The 23,558-nt window shown below is 74.7% G+C and carries 16 protein-coding genes; 9 read left to right on the top strand and 7 right to left on the bottom strand.

Annotated features, from left to right (window positions below; translation table 11 throughout):
* Nucleotides 1-25 precede the first annotated feature (25 nt).
* Genes AC3IX6_RS09455 through AC3IX6_RS09440 form a run of 4 tightly spaced genes read right to left on the bottom strand, consistent with a single transcriptional unit; the run spans nt 26 to nt 2,971 of the window.
* Nucleotides 26-967: a slipin family protein gene (locus AC3IX6_RS09455; protein ID WP_489369762.1), complete on the bottom strand. Its 942-nt coding sequence runs from the start codon at nt 965-967 to the stop codon at nt 26-28.
* A 42-nt stretch (nt 968-1,009) separates the two neighbouring features.
* Entirely contained in the window at nt 1,010-1,912 is a 903-nt protein-coding gene (locus tag AC3IX6_RS09450; protein WP_489369761.1) for an aminoglycoside phosphotransferase family protein, read from the bottom strand.
* Between the two features lie 52 nt (nt 1,913-1,964).
* Nucleotides 1,965-2,420, bottom strand: coding sequence for a ferritin-like domain-containing protein (locus AC3IX6_RS09445; protein WP_489369760.1), 456 nt, complete (start codon nt 2,418-2,420; stop codon nt 1,965-1,967).
* The gene (locus AC3IX6_RS09440) at nt 2,417-2,971 is read right to left on the bottom strand and encodes a hypothetical protein (RefSeq protein ID WP_489369759.1); all 555 of its coding nucleotides are present in this window, start codon (nt 2,969-2,971) and stop codon (nt 2,417-2,419) included. The genes AC3IX6_RS09445 and AC3IX6_RS09440 overlap by 4 nt, the downstream gene beginning before the upstream one ends.
* A 165-nt stretch (nt 2,972-3,136) precedes the next feature.
* Here AC3IX6_RS09440 and rimP point away from each other — a divergent pair, with 165 nt between their 5' ends.
* The 9 genes from rimP (at nt 3,137) to AC3IX6_RS09395 (ending at nt 15,637) form a co-directional block, all read left to right on the top strand.
* Nucleotides 3,137-3,634 carry a ribosome maturation factor RimP gene (gene rimP / locus AC3IX6_RS09435; RefSeq protein WP_266904030.1) on the top strand — a complete coding sequence of 166 codons (498 nt, stop codon included), beginning with the start codon at nt 3,137-3,139 and terminating at the stop codon, nt 3,632-3,634.
* Between the two features lie 2 nt (nt 3,635-3,636).
* Nucleotides 3,637-4,728, top strand: a complete 1,092-nt coding sequence (nusA, locus tag AC3IX6_RS09430; protein WP_489369758.1) for a transcription termination factor NusA — start codon at nt 3,637-3,639, stop codon at nt 4,726-4,728.
* 190 nt (nt 4,729-4,918) lie between these two features.
* Nucleotides 4,919-5,206 carry a YlxR family protein gene (locus AC3IX6_RS09425; protein ID WP_327255203.1) on the top strand — a complete coding sequence of 96 codons (288 nt, stop codon included), beginning with the start codon at nt 4,919-4,921 and terminating at the stop codon, nt 5,204-5,206.
* A gap of 151 nt (nt 5,207-5,357) precedes the next feature.
* Nucleotides 5,358-8,516, top strand: a complete 3,159-nt coding sequence (gene infB, locus AC3IX6_RS09420; RefSeq protein WP_489369757.1) for a translation initiation factor IF-2 — start codon at nt 5,358-5,360, stop codon at nt 8,514-8,516.
* Between the two features lie 165 nt (nt 8,517-8,681).
* Nucleotides 8,682-8,975: a DUF503 domain-containing protein gene (locus tag AC3IX6_RS09415; RefSeq protein ID WP_030161467.1), complete on the top strand. Its 294-nt coding sequence runs from the start codon at nt 8,682-8,684 to the stop codon at nt 8,973-8,975.
* A gap of 27 nt (nt 8,976-9,002) precedes the next feature.
* Nucleotides 9,003-9,470, top strand: coding sequence for a 30S ribosome-binding factor RbfA (gene rbfA, locus AC3IX6_RS09410; RefSeq protein ID WP_489369756.1), 468 nt, complete (start codon nt 9,003-9,005; stop codon nt 9,468-9,470).
* The gene (gene truB, locus AC3IX6_RS09405; RefSeq protein WP_489369755.1) at nt 9,470-10,378 is read left to right on the top strand and encodes a tRNA pseudouridine(55) synthase TruB; all 909 of its coding nucleotides are present in this window, start codon (nt 9,470-9,472) and stop codon (nt 10,376-10,378) included. The genes rbfA and truB overlap by 1 nt, the downstream gene beginning before the upstream one ends.
* Nucleotides 10,379-10,685: 307 nt before the next feature.
* Nucleotides 10,686-14,624, top strand: coding sequence for a serine protease (locus tag AC3IX6_RS09400; RefSeq protein WP_489369754.1), 3,939 nt, complete (start codon nt 10,686-10,688; stop codon nt 14,622-14,624).
* 56 nt (nt 14,625-14,680) lie between these two features.
* Nucleotides 14,681-15,637 (top strand): bifunctional riboflavin kinase/FAD synthetase, encoded by a 957-nt coding sequence (locus AC3IX6_RS09395; RefSeq protein ID WP_450908652.1) that lies wholly within the window; start codon nt 14,681-14,683, stop codon nt 15,635-15,637.
* A 98-nt stretch (nt 15,638-15,735) separates the two neighbouring features.
* Here AC3IX6_RS09395 and AC3IX6_RS09390 read toward each other — a convergent pair whose 3' ends face one another.
* The 3 genes from AC3IX6_RS09390 to eccE form a co-directional block, all read right to left on the bottom strand.
* Entirely contained in the window at nt 15,736-18,540 is a 2,805-nt protein-coding gene (locus AC3IX6_RS09390) for an SCO5717 family growth-regulating ATPase (RefSeq protein ID WP_489369753.1), read from the bottom strand.
* Nucleotides 18,541-21,236: 2,696 nt separating this feature from the next.
* The gene (locus tag AC3IX6_RS09385; protein WP_489369752.1) at nt 21,237-21,935 is read right to left on the bottom strand and encodes a hypothetical protein; all 699 of its coding nucleotides are present in this window, start codon (nt 21,933-21,935) and stop codon (nt 21,237-21,239) included.
* Nucleotides 21,936-22,066: 131 nt separating this feature from the next.
* The gene (gene eccE, locus AC3IX6_RS09380; RefSeq protein ID WP_489369751.1) at nt 22,067-23,356 is read right to left on the bottom strand and encodes a type VII secretion protein EccE; all 1,290 of its coding nucleotides are present in this window, start codon (nt 23,354-23,356) and stop codon (nt 22,067-22,069) included.
* Nucleotides 23,357-23,558 lie beyond the last annotated feature (202 nt).

The following is a 23,558-nucleotide window of genomic DNA, read 5'->3' as shown; positions in this document are numbered from 1 at the left end:
GTAGGGGACGGGCTCCGCGCAGCGCCTAGCCGCGCTCGTCCGGCCCCGCCGGCGGCGGCGGGGCGCCGTCCAGGCAGGGCTCGCCCGCCGCCCCGGGGCCGAGCCCCGCAGCGGCGTCCGCAGGCGCCACCGCGGGAGCGGGGGCCGCCGGGCCCGCAAGCGGCGGCGCCGCGGGCGCAGGGGCCGCGGGAGGTGCGGCCGCAGGCGGCGGGGTCGCCCGTTCCAGGAAGCGCAGGAGTTCCACCGGGAACGGGAGCACGAGGGTGGAGTTCTTCTCCGCGGCGACGGCCACGACCGTCTGGAGCAGGCGCAGCTGAAGCGCCGCGGGCTGCTCCGACATGACCTCCGCCGCCTCCGCCAGCTTCTTCGACGCCTGGAGCTCCGCATCCGCGTTGATGATCCGCGCCCGCCGCTCCCGGTCGGCCTCCGCCTGCCGCGCCATCGACCGCTTCATCGTCTCCGGGAGCGACACGTCCTTGATCTCCACCCGGTCGATCTGGACGCCCCAGCCCACGGCCGGACTGTCGATCATCAGCTCCAGGCCCTGGTTGAGCTGCTCCCGGTTGGAGAGCAGATCGTCCAGGTCGGACTTGCCGATGATGGACCGCAGCGAGGTCTGCGCCATCTGGGAGACGGCGAACCGGTAGTCCTCGACCTCGATGATCGCGTTGGCCGCGTCCACCACCTTGAAGTACACGACCGCGTCCACCCGCACCGTGACGTTGTCCCGCGTGATCCCCTCCTGGGCGGGCACCGGCATCGTCACGATCTGCATGTTGACCTTGCGCAGCCGGTCCACGACCGGGACCACGAAGGTGAAGCCGGGCCCCCGGACACCGCCCCGCAGCCGGCCGAGGCGGAAGACCACGCCCCGCTCGTACTGCTTCACCACCCGGGCCGCGGCGCCCGCGTAGGCCGCGATCCCGACGCCCGCGACGGCGCCGGCGGTCAGTAGTTCCTGGAGCATGGCGGCCTCCTGCCGGGCAGGTCCCCCCAAGGGACTTATGCCCTACAACCAGCCCGCGAACTCCAGCAGCAGCTCCGCGTCCCGCCGACGCCCGGCGGCCAGCGCCCGGTTGCCCGATTCGACCGCCCGGAACAGGGTCCAGCCCCGCAGCCGGTCCCGGTCCACCTCCAGCGCGTCGGCCAGCTTGTTCACCCGGCGCCGGGCGCCCGCGGCCCCCGCCGAGGAGGCCATCTGGTCCTCCAACCGGTCCCGTACCAGCCGCGCCAGGTCGTAGGCCCGCTCGCCGACCATCGGGTCGGGGCCCACCGCCAGCCACGGAGCGCGCTCGCCGGCGAGGACCTTGCCCTGCCGGAAGTTCCCGTGCAGCAGCAGTTCCTCGGCCGGCGCCGCCGTCAGCTCCTCGCGGGCCGCGAGCGCCGCCGAGGCCAGCTCGGCCGCCTCCGGGGGAGCCTTGCGGAGCGCCTCGGCCTGCTCGGAGGTCCGCTCGGCGACCGTCTCCCAGCCGTGCCCCGCCACCGGGGCCACCCACAGCCTGCGCAGCGTGCCGCAGGCCTCCAGCAGCGCTTTCGCCTCCGGCAGCGAGCGCAGCGAGACCTCGGGGTGCAGCCGCTCCAGCAGCAGCCCCCCGTCCTCCTCGTGATGGCGCGTGTCGAGGACCCGTACCGCCCCGAAGCCGCCCCAGTGCGCCAGCGCGGCCAGCTCCCGGTCGGGCCGGAGCCCGGGCGGGGCCAGCTTCAGCGCGGCCGGGGTTCCGTCGGCGTACCGGACGAGGACGACCAGGCTGCTGCGGCCGCCGGGGGCCTGCACCCGCTGGGCCTGTACTCCGCGCCGGGCCAGCGCGGCCTCGGCCAGCCCGGGGAGCTGCTCCAGCCAGTCCGAGACGTGCGCCGATTCCGGCAGCTCGCCGAGCGCCCGTACAAGCCGCTGCGGCGGTTCGAAAGCCATGCGTGCGTGGTCCCTTTCAGCTGTGCCCGGGCTCGTCGCGCATGCTTGCGCGCTAGCTCCGCGGTGTGTCCGCGCGTTCCGTGAGCCCAGGGAAGGCTACGCCGCCACCGCGCCACCGTGCCGCCCGCACGGCCGCGGCGCTCAGCGCGTCAGCCGCCTCGCGGCGCAACTGGCCCTCGGCGGCGCGCACCAGATCGGAGTACGCGCCCGCCACCCGGTCCTCGATCCCGGCGGCCAGCCGCTCGGCGTCGGCGGGCGTGCGCACGGTGAACGGCAGGGCGTACGCGGCCTCCGACGGGCGGGGGGAACCGCCCAGCTCACGCACGGTGCGGGCCAGCGCGTCGCGGCGCGCGAGGTGGCCGCCGTACGCCTCGCGGGCCTCGGCGGAACGGGCGGCCGCGGCCCGGGCGCCGATCACGCCGTAGCCGTACGCGGCCGCGTGCTCGGCGGCGAGCGCGGCCTGCGCGGCCTCCAGGACCTGGCCGGCGGGGGAGGGGGTGGAGGTCACGAGGAGGCTCCCGGGGTCGAGGTCAGCAGGTACGCGTGCACGTGGCCGCACGCCGCGACCGAGGCGAGCATCCTGGCCAGCTCCCCGGGGGCGCCGGCCAGGGAGATCGTCCGGGCCTCGGCCAGGCTCCGCTCGGCGTCGGCGAGGGCGGTCAGCGCCTCGGCGGGCGCGGCGGGCACCGGCACCGGGGGAGCGGCGGCCGCGGCGCCGGAGGGGACCGGGGAGGGCGAGGCCGGGGTCGCGGAGCGGGGAGCCGCCGACGGGGAGGCCGGGGACCCGTCGTCGGCGAGGGCCGCCCCGTGCGCCGCGACCGAGGCGCGCAGCGGTGCGAGGCGCTGCGCGAGGGCCGGATGGGCCGCGCTCGTCGCGTCGTAACGTTCCAGCAGTCGCTCGCTCTCACGAACGGCCGTCTCGCGCATCCGCCGTTCGAGTGGAACCTCGGGGTCCGCGACGGGCGGCCCGTCGTCGGAGCAACCGCTGAGCAGCGCGGCTCCGGCGATGCCCGCGGCACCGGCGAGCAGGCCTCTTCGCGACGGCAGGATCGAGGGCACGGGGACGTCCTCCGGGTGTGACTGGGCTGATGGCGGGCAAGGTGTGATCACGGTACCCGGGGGCCCCTCCGCAGCGCGGACGGCAACACCCTCCGCGACCGGATACCCTTTGACCTGACGCACGACGGAAATCACAACAGCACACGCGGCCGAGGAGTCACCCGGATGAGCACCACCCAGAGCGACAGGCTGCGCGCATTGCTGGAGCCGCTCGTCGCCGCCAAGGGCCTGGACCTCGAGGAGATCGAGACGTCCAAGGCGGGCAAGCGCCGGATGCTGCGCATCATCGTGGACTCCGACGAGGGCGTGGAGCTGGACGCGTGCGCCGAGCTGAGCCGCGAGGTTTCGGACCTGCTGGACGAGACCGACGCGATGGGTGAGGACGAGTACGTCCTCGAAGTGAGCTCGCCGGGCGCGGACCGCCCGCTGACCGAGCACCGTCACTACATCCGGGCGATCGGCCGGCTCGTGAAGTTCCAGACGTCGGACGGCGGGGAAGTGATCGCCCGCATCCTCGACGTCGACGACGAGGGCATGGACCTCGAGGTCCCGGGCGTGAAGGGCCGCAAGGCAACCGCCCGCCGCATCGTGTTCACCGACATCGCCAAGGCGCGTGTCGAGATCGAGTTCAACCGCAAGGACAAGAAGGAAGAGGAGGCGTAGTCGTGGACATCGACATGAGTGCCCTACGGGGTCTGGTCCGGGAGAAGGAGATTTCCTTCGACCTGCTCGTCGAAGCGATCGAGTCGGCCCTCCTCATCGCGTACCACCGCACCGAGGGAAGCTTCCGGCGCGCACGCGTCGTGCTCGACCGCACCAACGGTCACGTGATCGTGTGGGCGACCGAGGACCCGAGGGACCTGGAAGAGGGCCAGGAGGCCAAGGAGTTCGACGACACCCCGTCGGACTTCGGCCGCATCGCCGCGACGACCGCCAAGCAGGTGATCCTCCAGCGTCTGCGCGACGCCGAGGACGACCTGACCTTCGGCGAGTTCCTGGGCCGCGAGGGTGATGTCATCACCGGCGTGGTCCAGCAGGGCAAGGACCCGAAGAACGTCCTCGTCGACATCGGCAAGATGGAGGCCATGCTGCCGGTGCAGGAGCAGGTCCCCGGCGAGGACTACACGCACGGACTGCGCCTGAAGTCGTACGTCGTGCGGGTGGCGAAGGGTGTCCGCGGTCCGTCCGTGACCCTGTCGCGCACCCACCCGAACCTGGTGAAGAAGCTGTTCGCGCTGGAGGTCCCGGAGATCGCCGACGGCAGCGTCGAGATCTGCGCGATCGCCCGTGAGGCCGGTCACCGCACCAAGATCGCCGTCCGCGCCAACCGCTCCGGCCTCAACCCGAAGGGCGCCTGCATCGGCCCGATGGGCAGCCGCGTGCGCAACGTGATGGCCGAGCTGCACGGCGAGAAGATCGACATCGTCGACTGGTCGGACGACCCGGCGGAGATGGTCGCCAACGCCCTGTCACCCGCCCGGGTGAGCAAGGTCGAGGTCGTGGACTGGGACACCCGGTCCGCGCGGGTGACCGTGCCCGACTACCAGCTGTCGCTGGCCATCGGCAAGGAGGGCCAGAACGCCCGCCTCGCCGCCCGCCTGACCGGCTGGCGCATCGACATCCGTCCCGACACCGAGCAGCCCTCGGACGGGGAGGACCGCGACCGCGGCGAGCGCCGCGACGACCGCGGCGACCAGGGCAACGACCGCCGGGACGAGCGCCGCGACGACCGTCGCGACGAGCGCCGCGGGGAATAAAACCGCTACCGCCCGGAGCTGTCCGGGCGGTACACAAGAACGGCGGGGGTCGAACAAGGCCCCTGCCCGACGTGCACGGCTGTCCGCCGCCGAGGTTTCGGCGGCCGGACCCGGCACCGGTGATCACGACAACATCCGTTCGATTTTTCGCCCGAAGGGGTGAGGTCGGTGCGGGGAGGTAGACTTAAGCGTGTCTGGCCGGACGCAAGCCCGCGCATGCCCCGAACGCACCTGTGTGGGGTGTCGGGAGCGAGCGGCCAAGAGCGATCTGCTGCGCATCGTGGCGGTCGGTGACAAATGTGTCTCCGATCCTCGCGGTACGCTGCCCGGCCGGGGTGCCTACGTGCACCCCGCCGTGGTCTGCCTCGACCAGGCTGTCCGCCGTAGGGCGTTCTCCCGGGCCTTCAAGTCCGCAGGACCGTTCGACACGGCGGAGCTGCACAAAGCCCTGGCCGATGAGGCCGAGGCGACACCGTAAGCACGTAGTACGGCACGGATCACCGTGCGGTCAGGTACCTCGCGAGTTGGAAGTAGGTCGAGATTGCGATGAGCACCCCTCGATGAGTACGCGATGAGTACGAGCATGAAGTAGACACGGTCCGGCGTAACCCGGACCTAAAAGGAGCGAAGTGGCTAAGGTCCGGGTATACGAACTCGCCAAGGAGTTCGGAGTTGAGAGCAAGGTCGTCATGGCCAAGCTCCAGGAACTCGGTGAGTTCGTCCGTTCGGCGTCCTCGACGATCGAGGCGCCGGTCGTACGCAAGTTGACCGATGCTTTGCAGGGCCCCGGCGGCAACGCCGGCAAGTCCGCTGCGAAGCCGGGTGAGCCCCGCAAGGCCGCCCCCGCCAAGCCCGGGGTTCCCACCCCGGGTGCTGTTGCACGTCCCGCTGCCCCGAAGCCCGGCGCCCCGGCCCCCAAGCCGGTCGTTGCCGAGGCCCCGGCCGTCAGCGCCCCCGCCCCGGTGACCCCGACCGCCGCCCCCGGTGGTCCGCGTCCCGGCCCGAAGGCTCCGGCCGCCCCGAAGCCCGCTCCGGCGGCTCCCGTGGCGACCGAGTTCTCCGCGCCCCCGGCGGCTCCGGCCGCCGCGGCCCCGGCGCGCACCGACCGTCCCGCCGGTCCCGGCGCGACCCCCGGTCCGCGTCCGGCGCAGCAGCGCCCCGAGCGTCCGGCGGCCCAGGGCGGCCAGTCCGGCGCCCGTCCCGGCGCCCCGCGTCCGGCCGGTGCCGCTCCGGCGCGCACCGAGCGTCCCGCCGGTCCCGGTGCTTCGGCCCCGCGTCCGCAGGGCGCCCGTCCGGCCGGTCCCCGTCCGGGCAATAACCCGTTCACCTCTGGTGGCTCCACCGGCATGGCGCGCCCGCAGGCGCCCCGTCCGGCCGGCGCTCCCCGTCCCGGTGCCCCCGGCGCCGGTGGCGGCCAGGGTGCTCCCCGCCCGCAGGGCGGCCCCGGTGGCGCTCCGCGTCCCCAGGGTGCCGGTGCAGGTCGTCCGACCCCGGGCGGCATGCCGCGTCCGCAGGGTGGCGCCCCGCGTCCCGGTGGTGCTCCCGGTGGTAACCGTCCCAACCCGGGCATGATGCCGCAGCGTCCCGCTGCCGGTGGTCCCGGTCCCCGTCCCGGTGGCGGCCCCGGTGGCCGTGGTCCCGGTGCCGGTGGTCCCCGTCCCGGCGGTGCCGGTGGCGCGGGTCGTCCCGCGGGCGGCGGCTTCGCCGGTCGTCCGGCCGGTCCGGGCTCGCGTCCGGGTGGTGGCGGCGGCTTCGGCGGTCCCCGTCCCGGTGGCGGCGGCTTCGGCGGCGGTCCGGCTGGTGCCGGCGGCGGTCGTCCCGGCTTCGCCGGGCGTCCCGGTGGTCCCAATGCCCGTGGTGGCACGCAGGGTGCCTTCGGCCGTCCCGGTGGTCCCGCGCGTCGTGGGCGCAAGTCCAAGCGCCAGCGTCGCCAGGAGTACGAGGCCATGCAGGCCCCGTCGGTCGGCGGCATCATGCTGCCGCGTGGTCACGGCGAGACCGTTCGCCTGTCGCGCGGTGCCTCCCTCACCGACTTCGCGGAGAAGATCAACGCCAACCCGGCGTCGCTCGTCGCCGTGATGATGAACCTCGGCGAGATGGTCACTGCCACGCAGTCCGTCTCCGACGAGACCCTCGAAATGCTGGCCGGCGAGATGAACTACGTCGTTCAGATCGTCAGCCCGGAGGAAGAGGACCGCGAGCTCCTCGAGGGCTTCGACATCGAGTTCGGCGAGGACGAGGGCGGCGAGGAATTCCTCATGCCGCGTCCGCCGGTCGTGACCGTCATGGGTCACGTCGACCACGGTAAGACCCGACTGCTCGACGCCATCCGCAAGACGAACGTCGTTGCGGGCGAGGCCGGTGGCATCACGCAGCACATCGGTGCGTACCAGGTCGGTACCGAGGTCAACGGTGAAGAGCGCAAGATCACCTTCATCGACACCCCGGGTCACGAGGCGTTCACCGCCATGCGTGCCCGTGGTGCCAAGTCGACCGACATCGCGATCCTCGTGGTCGCGGCCAACGACGGCGTGATGCCGCAGACGATCGAGGCGCTCAACCACGCCCAGGCCGCCGGCGTCCCGATCGTCGTCGCGGTCAACAAGATCGACGTCGAGGGTGCGGACCCGGTCAAGGTGCGCGGTCAGCTCACCGAGTTCGGTCTGGTCGCCGAGGAGTACGGCGGCGACACGATGTTCGTCGACATCTCCGCCAAGCAGGGTCTGAACATCGACTCCCTGCTCGAGGCCGTCGTCCTCACCGCCGACGCCTCGCTCGACCTGCGCGCCAACCCGGAGCAGGACGCTCAGGGTATTGCGATCGAGTCCCACCTCGACCGCGGCCGCGGTGCCGTCGCCACCGTCCTCGTCCAGCGCGGTACCCTCCGCGTCGGCGACACGATGGTCGTGGGCGACGCCTACGGCCGTGTGCGCGCCATGCTCGACGACAAGGGCAACAACGTCGAGGAAGCGGGTCCCGCGACCCCCGTCCTGGTCCTGGGTCTCACCAACGTCCCCGGCGCCGGCGACAACTTCCTCGTCGTCGACGAGGACCGCACCGCCCGTCAGATCGCCGAGAAGCGTGCTGCGCGTGAGCGCAACGCCAACTTCGCCAAGCGCGTCCGCCGGGTGTCCCTGGAAGACCTCGACTCGGTCCTCAAGGCCGGTCTGGTCCAGGAACTCAACCTCATCATCAAGGGCGACGCGTCCGGTGCGGTCGAGGCTCTCGAGTCCTCGCTGCTCCAGCTCGACGTCGGCGAAGAGGTCGACATCCGCATCCTGCACCGCGGTGTGGGTGCGGTCACCGAGTCCGACATCAACTTGGCGATGGGCTCCGACGCCATCGTCATCGGCTACAACGTCCGTGCGGCCGGCCGTGCCGCGCAGATGGCGGAGCGCGAGGGTGTCGACGTCCGTTACTACTCGGTGATCTACCAGGCCATCGAGGAGATCGAGGCGGCCCTCAAGGGTCTCCTCAAGCCGGAGTACGAAGAGGTCGAGCTCGGTACGGCGGAGGTCCGCGAGGTCTTCCGCTCGTCCAAGCTGGGCAACATCGCCGGTGTCCTCATCCGGTCCGGCGAGGTCAAGCGCAACACCAAGGCGCGGCTCCTGCGCGATGGCAAGGTCATCGCCGAGAGCCTCACCATCTCCGGTCTGCGCCGCTTCAAGGACGACGTCACCGAGATCCGCGAAGGCTTCGAGGGCGGTATCAACCTCGGTAACTTCAACGACATCAAGATCGACGACGTCATCGCGACGTACGAGATGCGCGAGAAGCCCCGCGCGTAAGCGCGAGGCGGTGTTCGCACCGTGTCGTAGGTAGCTGTAACACCGGGGCCGGTCGGCGGAATATCCGTCGATCGGCCCCGGCCGTTGCGTGTACGGTTCTGATGACCCTGCCGCGCGACGGCCGGCAGGCCACCGAACCCGCACCGGCGGGATATCCGGAACTGCATGTACGTGGGGACTCTGTCCTTCGATCTGCTCCTCGGCGACGTTCACTCGCTGAAGGAGAAACGCTCCGTCGTCCGGCCCATCGTCGCCGAGCTCCAGCGCAAGTTCTCTGTGAGCGCGGCCGAAGTGGGCGACCAGGACCTGCACCGCAGGGCCCGTATAGGGGTCGCTCTGGTGAGTGGGGACACGGGGTTCCTCTCGGATGTACTGGACCGCTGCGAGCGGCTGGTCGCGGCACGTCCGGAAGTGGAGCTGCTGTCGGTACGACGGCGGCTCCACGGTGATGAAGACTGACCGCAAGACGAAGAAGGAGACGGACCAGTGGCCGACAATGCGCGGGCGAAGAAGCTGGCGGACCTCATCCGGGAGGTGGTGGCCGAGAAGCTGCAGCGCGGCGTCAAGGACCCCCGCCTCGGTACGCACGTGACCATCACGGACACCAGGGTCACCGGCGACCTGCGGGAGGCCACGGTCTTCTACACGGTCTACGGTGACGACGAGGCGCGGGTCAGCGCGGCGGCGGGCCTGGAGAGCGCCAAGGGCGTCCTGCGCTCCGCGGTCGGCCGGGCGGCGCAGACCAAGTTCACGCCGACCCTGACCTTCGTGGCGGACGCCCTCCCGGAGACCGCCAAGAGCATCGAGGACCTCCTCGAGAAGGCGCGGACCTCCGACGCCCAGGTGCGCGAGGTCTCCTCGGGCGCTCAGTACGCCGGCGAAGCCGACCCGTACAAGAAGCCCGAAGAGGACGACGACGCCGACGCCGACGAAGACGGGGACGCATCCGCGTAATGAGCACCAACGCAGGGAAGACGCCGGACGGCCTGGTCATCGTCGACAAGCCGTCCGGTTTCACTTCGCACGACGTGGTCGCCAAGATGCGCGGGATCGCCAAGACCCGCCGCGTCGGCCACGCCGGCACGCTCGACCCGATGGCGACGGGCGTGCTGGTCCTGGGCGTCGAGAAGGCCACCAAGCTCCTCGGCCACCTCGCGCTCACGGAGAAGGAGTACCTCGGCACCATCCGGCTGGGCCAGAACACCCTGACGGACGACGCCGAGGGCGAGATCATCTCGTCCACGGACGCCACCGGGGTCACCCGGGAGGGCGTGGACGCGGGCATCGCCAAGCTGTCCGGCGCGATCATGCAGGTCCCGTCCAAGGTCAGCGCCATCAAGATCAAGGGCGTGCGCTCCTACAAGCGCGCACGTGACGGCGAGGACTTCGAGATCCCGGCCCGCCCGGTGACCGTGTCCTCGTTCCAGGTGTACGACATGCGGGAGGCGGAGGCCGAGGACGGCACCAAGGTCGTCGACCTCGTCGTCTCCGTGGTCTGCTCCAGCGGTACGTACATCCGCGCGCTCGCGCGGGACCTGGGCGCCGACCTCGGCGTCGGCGGGCACCTCACGGCGCTGCGGCGCACGCGGGTGGGCCCGTACAAGATCGACCGGGCGCGCACGCTGGACCAGCTCCAGGAGGAGCTGACCGTCATGCCGATCGGCGACGCGGCGGCTGCCGCGTTCCCGCGCTGGGAGCTCGACGCCCGACGGGCGTCGCTGCTGGCGAACGGCGTGCGGATCGACATGCCGGACGAGTACGAGCCCGGCAAGGCGGTCGCGGTCTACGGGCCGGACGGGCAGCTGCTCGGGCTCGTCGAGAGCAAGAACGGCAAGGCGAAGTCGCTCGCCGTCTTCGCCTGATCCGTTCCCTGATGCTGTTGACCGGCCGGCCTTCGGGCCGGCCGGTTCTCGTTTCCGGCCGGTTCCCGTTTGACGTGGAGCGGTGAGCGCACATGGACTGCTGCTCACCGCTCCACGACCCCCCTCGGGTAGGTCTCTATCCATCCGGAGGCCCTTATTCACCCGTCCGAGCAGGCGCTCGGAGTGAATGGAGGGAGCGTAAGGGGGCGCTTTCGCCTCGCGTGCTGTTCCCGCTGATCTTCACCTGCCTACCGTCGTGGCTACGGGGCACGCTGGCTACGGGGCAGGCGCGGCGGGGAGTGGTGCGGTGACGGCGGAACTGATCAGGATCTGCGATCTCGCCGGGAGGCCGCGGGGGAGCGGGTTCGTCGCGGACGACCGCGGGACGGTGCTCACCAGCCACGAGGCCGTCGACGGACTGGCCCGGGTGGTCCTGCACGGGCCGTCGCCGGGGGAGCGGACCTGGGTGGCGGGGGCCTCGGACGTGACCGCCCTGCCGGAGCTGGGGCTGGCGCTCGTACGGAGCGACGGGCTCGGGGTACGGCCGCTGCCGGTCGCTCCGCGGGCGGAGATCGCTCCCGGGACGTACGTACGGCTGTCCGCGCGGGGCTGGCGCCAGGCGCGGGTGCTCGGCGGGGCCGAGGCCGCCTACACGGCGGCGTCCACGACCACGGCGGCGTCCTCTCCTCCGACGGGCACGGGCCGGTTCCACCTGCTCCCGGCCGCGCTGGAACTGGCCATCGGGACCGACGGCCGCGACGCGCTGCGGCTCGGCGGCGAGGCCTGCGGGGGCCCGGTGCTCGACGCCGGAACCGGAGCGGTGCTCGCGGTCCTGTGCACCGCTCTGCGGGCGGAGCACCGCTCCGGGGGCTTCGCCGTGCCCCTCACCGCCGCGGCCGCCGCCGATCCGGGCGGACCCCTCGCCGTACTGCTGGCGAGCAACGCCGCCACGGTGCCGGGCCACGGCGCCGACCTGAACCTCGCCGGAGCCCTGCAGCTCACCGGGACCACCCTGGGCGCGGCCCTCGCCGCCGGGGGACCGGAGCCGGTGGACCGCCCGGCGATCGCGGCCGAGCTCGACGCCTTCACCGCCGGTGACCGCCCGGTCCTCGCGCTGGTCGGGCGCCCCGGCACCGGCCGCACGACCGCCCTCGCCGCCCTGGCGGCCCGCCGCGCCCGCGGCCCGCACCCGGCCCCGACCCTCTGGCTGCGCGGCGCCGACCTGCTGGCCGGGGACACCTCGCTGGCCGACGCGGTGGCGCGGGCGCTGGCGGAGGCGGGGCGGATCCTGGAGGTGCCGGCCGCCGCCCCGGGCCCGGACCCGGCATCGGAGCTGGCCGCGCTCGTGGCTTCGGCCGGGCGGGCCCTGCTCGTCGTCCTGGACGGGCCCGAGGAGATGCCGCCGCGGCTCGCGGCACGGGCCGGGCCGTGGACCGCGGCCACTGCCGCCTGGCTGGACGCGACCGGAGCCCGGCTGGCCGTGGCCGCCCGCCCCGAGTACTGGGAGTCGGCCGGGCGGCTCTACCCGCCGCGGGTGCTCCGGACCCCGGCCCGGCCCGCCCGGCGGCTGCCGCCCGCGGTCCCGGTCGGAGACCTCACCTCCGAGGAGGCGGCACTCGCCGCGGCCCGGCTGGGGATCCCGGCCGACGCCGTCGCGGGAGCCGACGCCCGGCACCCCCTCACCCTGCGGCTGCTCGCGGAGATCCGCGCGGCCGGGGTCACCGCGGGCCGTCCGTCCCGCGACGAGGTGTTCGCCGCGCACCTGGACCTGCTGTGCCTGCGCGTGGCCGTCCGCGTGTCCGCCGCCCTGCCGCAGCCCAGCAGACCCGGTGGGGCGGCGGAGACGTGCGGGGTGTTCGGGCCCGACATGGGCGGGGCGGACGGGGTGTACGCGCCGGGCATGGGTGGCGACTGGAGGTCGGATACGGGTGGGGTGTACGGGACGGTCCCGGGCGGCGTCGACGGGTCTGACGTGGGCGGGGTGTTCGGGCCCGGGGCGGGTGGCGGCGGGAGGTCGGATACGGCCGGGGTGTACGGGACGGACCCTGGCGGCGCCGACGGGTCTGACATGGCCGGGGTGTTCGGGCCCGGGGTGTTCGGGCCCGGGGTGGGTCGGCTGGCCGTGCGGGTGGCCGGGCGGGTGCACGAAGCCGCCCGGCGGTGTCTGGGGCCGGGCCAGGGCCGGCTGGACCGGGCCTCTTTCGAGGAACTGTTCCCCTGGCGGTCGGGGTGGGCCTCCGCGGTGCTCACCGAGGGGCTGCTGGTGCCCGCCGGGGAGGGCTACCGCTTCGCGCACGAGGAGCTCGCCGACTGGGTGCAGGCCGCGCACCTGGATCTCCCCGCCGCCCTGGACACCCTGGGCCGGGATGTTCCCCGCCACCGCATCGGACCCGTACTGGAGGCCCTGGGCCTGCTCCCGCCCGGGGAGCGGACCGCCGCACTGGAGCGGCTCGTGGCCCTGCTCGACACAGCCGCCGGCCCGGAGGCGCGCTGGTGGGCCGCCCGCCTCGTCGGCGAGACCCTCCTGCGGGCCCCCGACGCCACGCCGTACCTCCCGGTCCTGCACGCCCTGGCCGAGCACCTGGCCCGGCCCGCCCCGGCGGAAGGCACCCCTCCCGGGGCGGACTCGCCGCGCCCGGCACCGGCACCGGCTACGGCCCCGACGCCGGCCGGCTCCGCGGCGTACGCGGGCACCCTGGGGAACCCGGCCCCGGCGGCCACCACCGCGTGGGCGGGACCCGGAACCACCGGGCACCCGCAGGTCCCCGCCCAGGGCGGAGCCCCGGGCGGCGCCGGGCCCGTCGGGCATGCGGGGCGCCTCCGCGCCGGGGATGCCGACACGCAGACCGGCGGGATCACCGGATCCGGGGGCCAGCCCGAGCCCGAGCCCGGCCAGGGCCGGGAGGACGAGGGGGAGTTCGGGGCGCGGTTCTGGACCCGGGTGCGCGTCACCGAGGAGGACCGGTTCGAGCTGCTGCGGCGGCTGCTGCCCCACGACCACCGGCTCCTCGACGCCGCCGCCCGGCGGCTGGTCCGGGCACCGCGCCTCGTGCAGCCGCTGCTCTGCGGCTGGTTCCGCGACGAGCGGCGGCTGCTCGGCCGGCCCGGGGCCACCGTCGCCACCGCCGCCCAGGCCCTGCTGCACACCCACCGCAGCCTCGCCGTCGACGACCTCGCGGAGGCGCTCGTCACCGCCGCGCACCCCCGCGCCGACGAGCTGCTCGCCGTGCTCGCCGAGGACGAGCCCTCCGCCCTCAGCCGGGCCGTGGACCGCTGGGCCCACGACGAGCGGCCCGGCCGCCGGGTCGCGGCCGCCGCGTACGGGCCGCTCACCGCCCCGCACGTGCGCACCCCCGCCGACCGCGAGCTGCTGCGCTACGCCGCGCAGGCCCTCCTCGCCCGGCCCGCCGACGCCTCCCTGCACGGCAGCGCTCTCGGGATCCTGCTCCGCGACCCCCGGGTACGGGCCCGCTACCTCCCCGAGGCCCTCGCCTGCTTCCGCGACCCCGGGCCCGGCCGGCGGCTGCCCGCCACCGCGCTGGTCGCCGCGCTCCCCGTGCTGCCGGACCCGGACGCGGTGTTCGCCGCCCTGCGGGAGCGGGCGGACGGCGAGGTGGTGCGCGCACTGGCCGCGCTGACCACGCCGGGCCTGGCGCGGCGCGCGGCCGACCTCGTACGGGACCACCTCGCACGGCACCCGCAGGACGCCGCGCACGCCGCCGAGTTCGTGGACCGGCGGCTCGAACAGGGGCTGGCCGCCGCCCCCGTGCTCCGCCCGCTCGTACGGGACCTGCTGGGCTCCGGTCCGCCTCCGGTCCGGGCCGCGCTGGCCGGCGTACTGGCCGCCCCGGGCACGGAGTCCTCGTACACGCTCCGCGGCGAGCTCGCCGAGGCGCTGCTCCGCGAGGAGCTCGACCCCTCGGTGCTCGACGCCTTCCTCGGCGCGCTGGCGGCGGGGGCGGCCGGCGGCGCGCCCGACCGTATTCGGGACCTGCTGCGGCGCACCGGCCGACAACTGCTGCGGGCACCGGGCGGGCCGGCGGTCTTCGAGCGGCGCACGGTCGAGCTGGCGCGGGCCGAACCGGCCTTCGGCGCACTCGTGGCCCGCTGGCTGGAGGGGGCGCCGCAAGAGGCGGCGGCGCTGCTGGGGCCGAGCGCGCGCCGGACCGTCGAGACGCTCGCTCACAGCGCGTCCCCGCCGGAAGACGCCGATGATGGGCAGCGGCCACCGGCATGGCAGTCTTAGACCTGCAATCGGCAACCAGGACAGGGCCTAAAGGGTTCGGGCGAGGAGCGGTCACAGTGCAGCGCTGGCGTGGCTTGGAGGACATCCCCCAGGACTGGGGACGCGGCGTCGTCACCATCGGCTCCTACGACGGCGTCCACCGGGGTCATCAGCTGATCATCGGACGGGCCGTCGCCAAGGCCCGCGAGCTCGGTGTCCCCTCCGTCGTCGTCACCTTCAGCCCACACCCGAGCGAGGTCGTCCGCCCCGGCAGCCACCCGCCGATCCTGGCCCCGTACGACCGGCGGGCCGAGCTGATGGCCGGGCTGGGCGTGGACGCGCTGCTGATCCTGCCCTTCACGGCGGAGTTCTCGCAGCTGTCCCCGGCCGACTTCATCGTGAAGGTGCTCGTCGACAAGCTGCACGCGCTGGCGGTCATCGAGGGACCGAACTTCCGCTTCGGCCACAAGGCCGCCGGCAACGTGGAGTTCCTGCGGCAGCTCGGCGCGACCTACGACTACGAGGTCGAGGTCGTGGACCTGGTGGAGCGCGGCGAGGCGGGCGGCGGAGTGCCGTTCTCCTCGACGCTGGCGCGCAGGCTCGTGGCGCAGGGCGACATGGACGGCGCGGCCGAGATCCTGGGCCGCCCGCACCGGCTCGAAGGCGTCGTGGTGCGCGGTGCGCAGCGCGGGCGCGAGCTCGGCTACCCGACGGCGAACGTGGAGACGCAGCCGCACACCGCGATCCCGGCCGACGGGGTGTACGCGGGCTGGCTGACCGCGGACGGCGAGCGGATGCCGGCGGCGATCTCGGTCGGCACGAACGTGCAGTTCGACGCGACCGAGCGGACCGTGGAGGCGTACGCGATCGACCGCGTCGGGCTGGACCTGTACGGCATGCACGTGGCCGTCGACTTCCTCGCCTACGTGCGCGGGATGGCGAAGTTCGAGTCGCTGGACGGGCTGCTGGAGGCCATCGCGGACGACGTGAAGCGCGCGCGGGTGCTCACGGACGCGTACGACGCGGAGCGCTGACGGCCTGACGGCCGACGAACGGTCGGACAACGGGCGAGGGCCCGTACCGTCCCGGGATTCCGGGGGCGGTACGGGCCCTCGCCCGTGTGCCGGCTGCGTCAGCCCAGGCGCGGGTCGCGCGGGGGCCCGCCGGGCTGGGGCTGACCGGGCTGCTGGGGCCAGGGCTGGCCGGGGGTGGGGTAGGGCTGCTGCCCGTACGGGGGCTGCGGCTGGTGCTGCTGCTGCTGCGGGTAGGGCTGCTGGGGCGGCTGGGGCTGGCCCCAGTGGTTCGGGGGCGCCTGCTGCTGGGCGCGGATGAAGTCCTCGGCGACCAGGGCGGAGAGGTTGAAGTAGGCCTCGCGCGTCTTGGGCCGGAGCATGTCGAGATCGACCTCGGCGCCGGCCGCGAGGTGGTCGTCGAACGGGACCACGACGACACCGCGGCAGCGGGTCTCGAAGTGTCGCACGATGTCCTCGACCTTGATCATCTTGGCGGTCTCGCGGACCCCGGAGATCACCGTGAGGGAGCGCGAGACGAGGTCGGCGTACCCGTGCGCGGAGAGCCAGTCGAGGGTGGTGCTGGCGCTGCTCGCGCCGTCCACCGACGGGGTCGAGATGATGATCAGCTGATCGGCCAGGTCCAGGACCCCGCGCATGGCGGAGTAGAGGAGGCCCGTGCCCGAGTCGGTGAGGATGATCGGGTACTGGCGGCCGAGCGTCTCGATGACGCGGCGGTAGTCCTCGTCGTTGAAGGCCGTCGAGACGGCCGGGTCCACGTCGTTGGCGATGATCTCCAGCCCGGAGGGCGCCTGGGAGGTGAACCGGCGGATGTCCATGTACGAGTTCAGGTACGGGATCGCCTGGACCAGGTCCCGGATCGTGGCCCCGGTCTCGCGGCGCACGCGGCGGCCGAGGGTGCCGGCGTCCGGGTTCGCGTCGATGGCCAGGATCTTGTCCTGGCGCTCGGTGGCGAGGGTGGCGCCGAGGGCGGTGGTGGTCGTGGTCTTGCCGACGCCGCCCTTGAGGCTGATGACGGCGATGCGGTAGCAGGACATCACCGGCGTGCGGATCAGCTCCAGCTTGCGGCGCCGCTCCGCCTCCGCCGCCTTGCCGCCGAAGCGGAACAGGCCGCCGCCTCCGGAGGCGTTGTTGCCGCTCTTGGCCTTCTGCTTGCCGCGCAGCAGGCGGTCGGAGGACAGCTCGACGGCGGCGGTGTAGCCGAGGGGGGCGCCGCCGGAGGGCTGGGGGGAGCCGTAGCGGGGGTCGTGCCCGTGGGGGCCCTGCGGCCCCTGCGGGCCGGGGGGGCCCTGCTGCCACTGGCCGCCACGAGGATCGGCGTACTGGGTCTGCGGCTGCTGGGGCTGGGGCTGCGCGGGCGGGAATCCGTACCCGGCGTCCGGTGCCTGCTGCGGCTGCGGCTGCGGGTGGGGCCGGGCCGGCGGCAGGATGTCGTACCCGGCCTGAGGATCCGGGGACCCGGGCGGTGAGGCCAACTCCGAAGGCCACCGCGGGAGTTCGCTACCGGGCGCCGGGTCGGCTCCGCCGGATCCCTCGAACGTGTCCGCCGCGCGAGGCGCCGGAACGACCGTCCCCGCGGGGGGAGTGGGCGTACGCACGACAGCGGGCGGTGCGGGGTTCTCGTACGGGGGCTGGGCGGCGTACGCAGCCGACGCGTCCGGCCGGGCGGCCGGGGCGCCGTGCTCCGCACCGGCGGATGCGTACGGGTCGCTCAAGGGGTCCCGATCGTCCGGGGCCGGGGCCCCACTGGACAGTCCACCGCCCGAACCCGCCCCCGCTGCGACACCCTCAGCGCCGACGGGCGCCGGTGCGTAGGCCTCCCGGGGCAAGCCCTGTCCATCCACCGGACCGGCACCACCCCCGGCCTGCGGACCCCACGCCCGGTCATCGGCCGGGGCGCCGTCCGAGCCCGACGGCGGCGCGTGGGGCGGGAAGGCAACGTCCGAAGCAGACGGGTCGGAGGGTGCCGGGGCAGCCGGGTAGGGCGGCAGCCCGGTGTCGGATCCCGGTGTGCGGGGCGGGACGGCACTAGCCGCCGCCGACGGGACCGGCGGCAGGGCGATGCCCGGGGCCGGTACGGCAGCGTCCGGCGCCACCGGGTACGACGGGAGTTCGGAATCCCGGCCCGGGCTGTAGACCGGAGCAGGGCTGTCCTGACCCGACGGGCTCGACGGCAGCTCTGCATCCAGGACAGACGGGCGCCACGGCAGTCCGGTGCCCGAGGCGGGCGCGTGGGGCGCGAAGGCGCTGTCCGGAGCCGACGGGTACGACGGCCGAACGGCATCCGGGGCCGACGGCAGTCCGGTTCCCGAGGCGGGCGTACGGGGTGCGACGGCGTTGTCGGGAGTCGGCGGGTAGGGCGGCCGGGCGGCGTCCGGGGCCGGGGCGGGGCCATCCGGGGCCGACGGGTACGGCGGCGTTCCGGCGCCCGGGGCGGGGGTGTTCGGGGTCGACGGGTACGACGGCAGTCCGGCGCCCGGGGTCGGCGGGTGGGGCGGAATGGCGGTGCCCGGGGCCGACTGGTACGGCGGGGCGGAGGCGCCGGCGGCCGGAGCGTACGGTGCGGCCGCGGAGTCCGCGCTCAGCGCCGTGGGTGCCTCGGGGCTGCCCGGGTACGGCACGGCCGGGGCCGGTGCCTGTGCGGTCGAGGCCGCGCGCGGAGCCGGCGGCGCGATGCGCACCGTCGGAGGGGTCTCCAGGTCCGACGGCGGCCGGTGGGGCTCGAATCCGCTGCCCTCGGGCAGGCCCGGGATCGCGGCGGCGGCCGGAGCCGCGCCCTGCGTGTACCAGGCCGGCGGGGTGTAGTCGATGGTGAACTCGCCCGTCAGCTCGGGCTCCGCGTCGGACTGATCGTCCGTCGGGACGTCCCACGTCCCGCCGCGCCTCTCGTTCCGATCGCCGCTCACTGGTCCTCCTGATATGTCGAACACTGGTCCGGCGTCCCACCGCGCCACGCCGCCGCCCAGCCTAATCGGGTCCCGCAGCCGGTATCCGCCCCCGTCTGCCCGTACCCGAGGCCGACCGCGGCATGCGAGCCGCCCCATCCTGCCCATACGGCGGTGTCCCCGCCCAATCCCAGCCCCTCCGCCACACCGCCACGGCCACCCCGCTCCCGACCTGCCCACCGCGCCGCGCCCTGCCTCTCAAGGCCCCTCGCCGCGCGTACCGCCCACAACAACCCAGCTGCCCCGCCTCGTGCCGCCTCCCAACCCAGTGCCCCACGCGTGCCGGCCCCGACCCAGCCGCCGCGTGCGTGCAGTCCCCAACCCACCCGTTCCCGCCCTGCGGGTCCCCAACCCGCCCGCACTTCCCCGGCGCGCCCTTGAAACCTTGCCCGACCCGGTGCTGCGGGCTCCGGGCCCGCCGGTTCCGGTGCTGGGGGCTCCGCGCCTGCCAGTTCCCGTGCTGCGGGTTCCGAGCCCGCCCGCCCCGGCGCCGCGGGCTCCCGACCTGCCTGTCCCGGCTCTGCGGGTTCCGGGCCTGCCGGTTGGGGGCCTACCTGTTCGTGGCCCGTCCGCCCCGGTCCCGTTCGGCTCGGCCGGCAGGTTCTTGGTCTGCCTGTTGCGGCTCTGCGGGTTCCGGGCCTGCCGGTTCGGGGCCTGCCCGGTCTTGGCCCGTCGGCCCGGGTCCCGTTCGGTTCGGTCGGCCGGTTCAAGGTCTGCCCGTCGGGCTGCTGCCGCTTGCCGGCCGCCGGATATGGCCTTGCCTGCTCTTGTCCTGTCGGTCCCCGGTCCCGTTCGGCTCGACCCGCCGGTTCTTGGTCTGCCCGTCCGGGCCCTGCCGGTTGTGGAGCTGCGCTTTCCGGGCCTACCTGTTCGGGGCTTGCCTGGCCGTGGCCCGCCGGTCCTGGCTTGCTCAGCTCAGCTTGCCTGTCCCGGCACTGCCCGTCCGAGCGCCGCTACCCTTCCGGGCGCTGCCGGTTCCAGGCCGACCGGTTGACGGCGCGCCCGTGCATGCTCTGCTGGCCCCTGGCCCCTGGCCCCTGGCCCCTGGCCCCTGGCCCCTGGCCCCTGGCCCCTGGCCCCTGGCCCCTGGCCCCTGGCCCCTGGCCCCTGGCCCCTGGCCCCTGGCCCCTGGCCCCTGGCCCCTGGCCCCTGGCCCCTGGCCCCTGGCCCCTGGCCCCTGGCCCCTGGCCCCTGGCCCCTGGCCCACTCCCTACTGGTCCGCTGCTCCCGACCTGCCCGTGCCGGTCCGCGGCTTCCCGATCAGATGGTTCCTCCCCGGCCTGCCGGTTCTAGGCCTGCTGCTCAGTGGCCCGCACGTTCCCGGCCCGTCGGCAGGCCGCTTCCACGGTCGTGCATGCTCTGTCCGCTCCCCGGTCGCTGACCATCGCATCACCGGTTCCCGGACTGCCTGCTGCAGCCGACCTGTCCGCGGACTGCCGGTCGGTGGAGTTTCCGGTGCCCCGCGCCTACAGATCCGCCCAGCCGGAATCCAGCCCCCGAGTCGCGTCCCTCGAACCGGTACCTCTCGAGTGCCTGCTCCGTGACCCCGGGTCCCTCGTGAGGCTGAACCTCGCGGCATTCCGGGACCCGCTGGTCGGTACCGCTGAACCCTCGGGCTCCGCCGTCCGGTTCCCGGATGCCTGGCACATGCAGACCCGGCCCAGCCGGAATCCCCGAGCCGCATCCCTCGAACCGGCACCTCCCGAGTGCCACCCCGCGCCCCCGGGCCCCCCGTGAGGCTGAACCTCGCGGCCCCCAGGCTCCGCTGATCGGCACCCCTGAGGCCCCGAGCTCCACCGTCCGGTACCTCGGTGCCCCGAGCTCGGCCAGCGATCACCCGCCTCCCGAGGTACTCCGGTTCGTACGAGCGGTCCCGCCTGAGACCACCCGGACCCCCCGGCTCCGCCGTCCGCACCTTGGGCCCTACGGGCAGTCGCCCCGACACCGGGGCTCCGCCGTCCGGTACCTCGGCAGCCCCGGCTCCGCTGGTCAGGACCGGCGGCTCTGCCTTCCGGTACCCCGACACCCCGGCTCCGCCGTCTGCACCTCGGGGCCCACGGGCTGTCGCCCCGGACACCCCGGCTCCGCCGTCTGCACCTCGGGGCCCACGGGCTGTCGCCCCGGACACCCCGGCTCCGCCGTCTGCACCTCGGGGCCCACGGGCTGTCGCCCCGGACACCCCGGCTCCGCCGTCTGCACCTCGGGGCCCACGGGCTGTCGCCCCGGACACCCCGGCTCCGCCGTCTGCACCTCGGGGCCCACGGGCAGTCGCCCCTGCACCACGGCTCCGCCGTCCGGCACTTCGGCACCCCCGGCTCCGCCCCGCAGGACCGACGGCTCTGCCTTCCGTCACCGGGGGTACCTCCTGCTCCGCCGGACCGTCTCCCGCGCTCCGCCGGTCGGTCCCCCCGGCTCCGCCGGACGGTACCCAAACACCCTTGGGCTCTGCCGGTCCGCACCCTCGGGCTCTGCCGGTCCGCACCCTCGGCTCCGCCGGCCCGCCCCCCGGCTCCGCCGGTCCGCGCAGGCGGGGCCGCCGGAGAGCACCCGGGCGCGTCGCCTCCGGGTCCGCCGCCCAGGCGGCCCGACCGCACCCGCCCCGGGGGCAGGCGCCCCGTAGCCCCGGATTCGTCGTCGGCCTGGCGGGATACCAGGGGTCAGTCGATGCGGCGGGCCGGGCCCAGGAGGCCCGTTTCGCCGTCCGTCGGCTGGGTCATCACGAACTGCCGGTCCCGCTCGGTGCACCACAGGGTGACTCCGTCGCCCAGCGTCGGCAGGGACTCCACCGCCGCCGCGGGCAGCCGCATCAGGCGGCCGAGCTGCTCCGCCTCGTCCGGGGAGACCCGCTGGATGCCGACCAGGGAGGCGTTGCGCACGAGGCGGGGAGCGGCCGGGCTCAGGTACGGGAGCAGGGTCAGGACCGACTGCCAGGGTCCTGCCGCCACGCGGCCCCGCGGCGGCCGCATGCCGCAGTCGCGGATCACCAGGACGGGACTGCCCGCCGACGCGCCCTGCGGCGGCACCCGGCCCACGTCGTGCAGGGTCACGCACTGCTGGCCCCCGCCCGCGGCCTGCGCGAGCCCGGACCAGACCTGGCTGCGCCCGGTCTCCACCGTCACCCGCGCCCCGGTGGCGGCCGCCCGCAGGGCCAGGACCTGCGCCGTCCACAGGCCGCCGATCAGCGTGACCTCGTACGGTGTCGGCCGGTTGACGCCGAGGACCGCCGGGCGGCCCCCCGAGTCCACGCCGATGACGACCCCGTCGTCCCCGACGGGCAGCGCGAGAGCGTCCAGCTCGGCCGCCTGGACCACGTGCCGCTCCCGGCGCGGTCCGATCAGCCCGAAGCCGCCCCGCACCGAGCCCCTGGCCGCGACCGGAGCGGACCCCGGAGCGGACCCCGGCGCCGAGCCCGGTCCCAACCCCTGCGCGGAACCCTGCGCAGAACCCTGCGCGGACCGCGCGGACCGCCTCGTAGAGCCGGAGCCCCTCATCGTGCTCCTCCCAGCGGAAGCGACGCCAGCAGCCCCGGCACCTGCTCCCGGTCCAGCCGCACCAGCCCGGCCTTGACTCCCCGAGCCGTCTGTTCCAGTCCGCGCCGCGCGGCGACCAACTCCTCGTCGCTGCGCCCGGTGACCCGTACGTGCCCGGTCAGCGCGACCTCGTGCCGCGCGGCCGGGGTCATCGTCAGGCTGAAGTTCGTCGCCAGCGCCGGCAGGGAGGTCAACAGGGCGACGAACTGCGGAAGTCCCGCCCCGCTCCCGCCCAACTGGGGCCAGCGGCTGATCCAGTACGTGGTGTGCCGCCGGTCGTCGCAGCGCCAGGTCCGCGGGGTCTCCTCCGTACGCCGTCCCGTGGCCGCCGACCGCCCCGCTTGGGTGATCGCCATCGGGTTCGCGCAGGAGGACGTGGCGAGCGCGCCCGTCAGCTCCTGCTCCGTGAGCACCGTCGCGTGGAACCCGGCCCCCGCGAGCCTGCTCGCCAACTGGTCCGCGACCCGCACCAGACACCGCTGCGCACCCGGCAGCCCGCCCCCGCGCGCGGTGACCGCGTCGGGGCACAGCTCCGGATCCAGCTTGAGCGCGACCCACGTGAGGCGCACCGCCGGGCTCCCGGTCAGGGCCTGGAGCGGGGCGTAGTTGCGCGCGGCCATCGACTGGGCCGGCAGGTGCGGCGCCGGCGCCGGCTGGGTGTGCTGCACGAGCTGCGCCGACTCCAGCCGGATGCCGTCCACTTCGAGGACGTCCCGTACGAGGGCCAGCGGCAGCGGCCGCGCCGCCCGGTCGGGCCGCAGCGCGGTCGCGTCCATGTCGACCTGGACCACCGCGGTCAGGAAGGTGCCGTCGCCGACCATTCCGACGGGCCGCCGGTCACGGTCCCGCTCCCGTTCCCGCTCGCTGAACGTGAGCGTCCGCAACGCCGGTTCGGCCTCGACGAGCGGGGCCAGCCCCGGCTCCGTGCCGGCCGGCACCGCCGTGGCGGCGGCCCGGCGGCGGCGTGCGCGCAGCGCCAGCGCGCCACCGATCCACTCGGGCAGCGAGCGCCGGTGCCTGCGTACGACCGCGAGCAGGACGAGGATCAGGGCGAGCACACCGGCCGGTGCCAGCAGCAGCGGCTCCACCACCCAGGCCGCCAACAGCGCCGCCGCGGCGACCTGGAGGAGCACGAGTTGTTGCAATCGGAACGGCCCGAAACGGCCCGGACCGGACTTCGGATGCGGCGTCACTCCGGCGGGCGCGGGTGCGGGCGCCCCGGTCCGCGGCCTCACGGCAGTGGCCATCACTCGCGCACCTCACCTTTCCGGGGTTCGTACCCCTGAGCCCCGGCAGCACGCGCGACAGCCGGCCGCTCGCCCCCGGAATCTCCCCAACCCGCCCCAACACCCCTGTTTCCCCCGGCCCGGAAGGCGTGGAGCGGCTGCCTCACCCTACCCGGCCCCCAGCCGCCCTCCGTCAAGAGGCATAGTAGGTGGCCGGTCGGAC

This window comes from Streptomyces sp. GL_141 (assembly GCF_057834385.1).
Note: the sequence above shows the minus strand (reverse complement) of the source record. Positions and strands in the feature narration are given on the sequence as shown.

Excerpts from the sequence above, each read along its gene's own strand:
- AC3IX6_RS09455 (WP_489369762.1), bottom strand. The coding sequence starts at position 967 with ATGCTCCAGGAACTACTGACCGCCGGCGCCGTCGCGGGCGTCGGGATC.
- AC3IX6_RS09450 (WP_489369761.1), bottom strand. The coding sequence starts at position 1,912 with ATGGCTTTCGAACCGCCGCAGCGGCTTGTACGGGCGCTCGGCGAGCTG.
- rimP (WP_266904030.1), top strand. The coding sequence starts at position 3,137 with ATGAGCACCACCCAGAGCGACAGGCTGCGCGCATTGCTGGAGCCGCTC.
- AC3IX6_RS09415 (WP_030161467.1), top strand. The coding sequence starts at position 8,682 with ATGTACGTGGGGACTCTGTCCTTCGATCTGCTCCTCGGCGACGTTCAC.
- truB (WP_489369755.1), top strand. The coding sequence starts at position 9,470 with ATGAGCACCAACGCAGGGAAGACGCCGGACGGCCTGGTCATCGTCGAC.
- eccE (WP_489369751.1), bottom strand. The coding sequence starts at position 23,356 with ATGGCCACTGCCGTGAGGCCGCGGACCGGGGCGCCCGCACCCGCGCCC.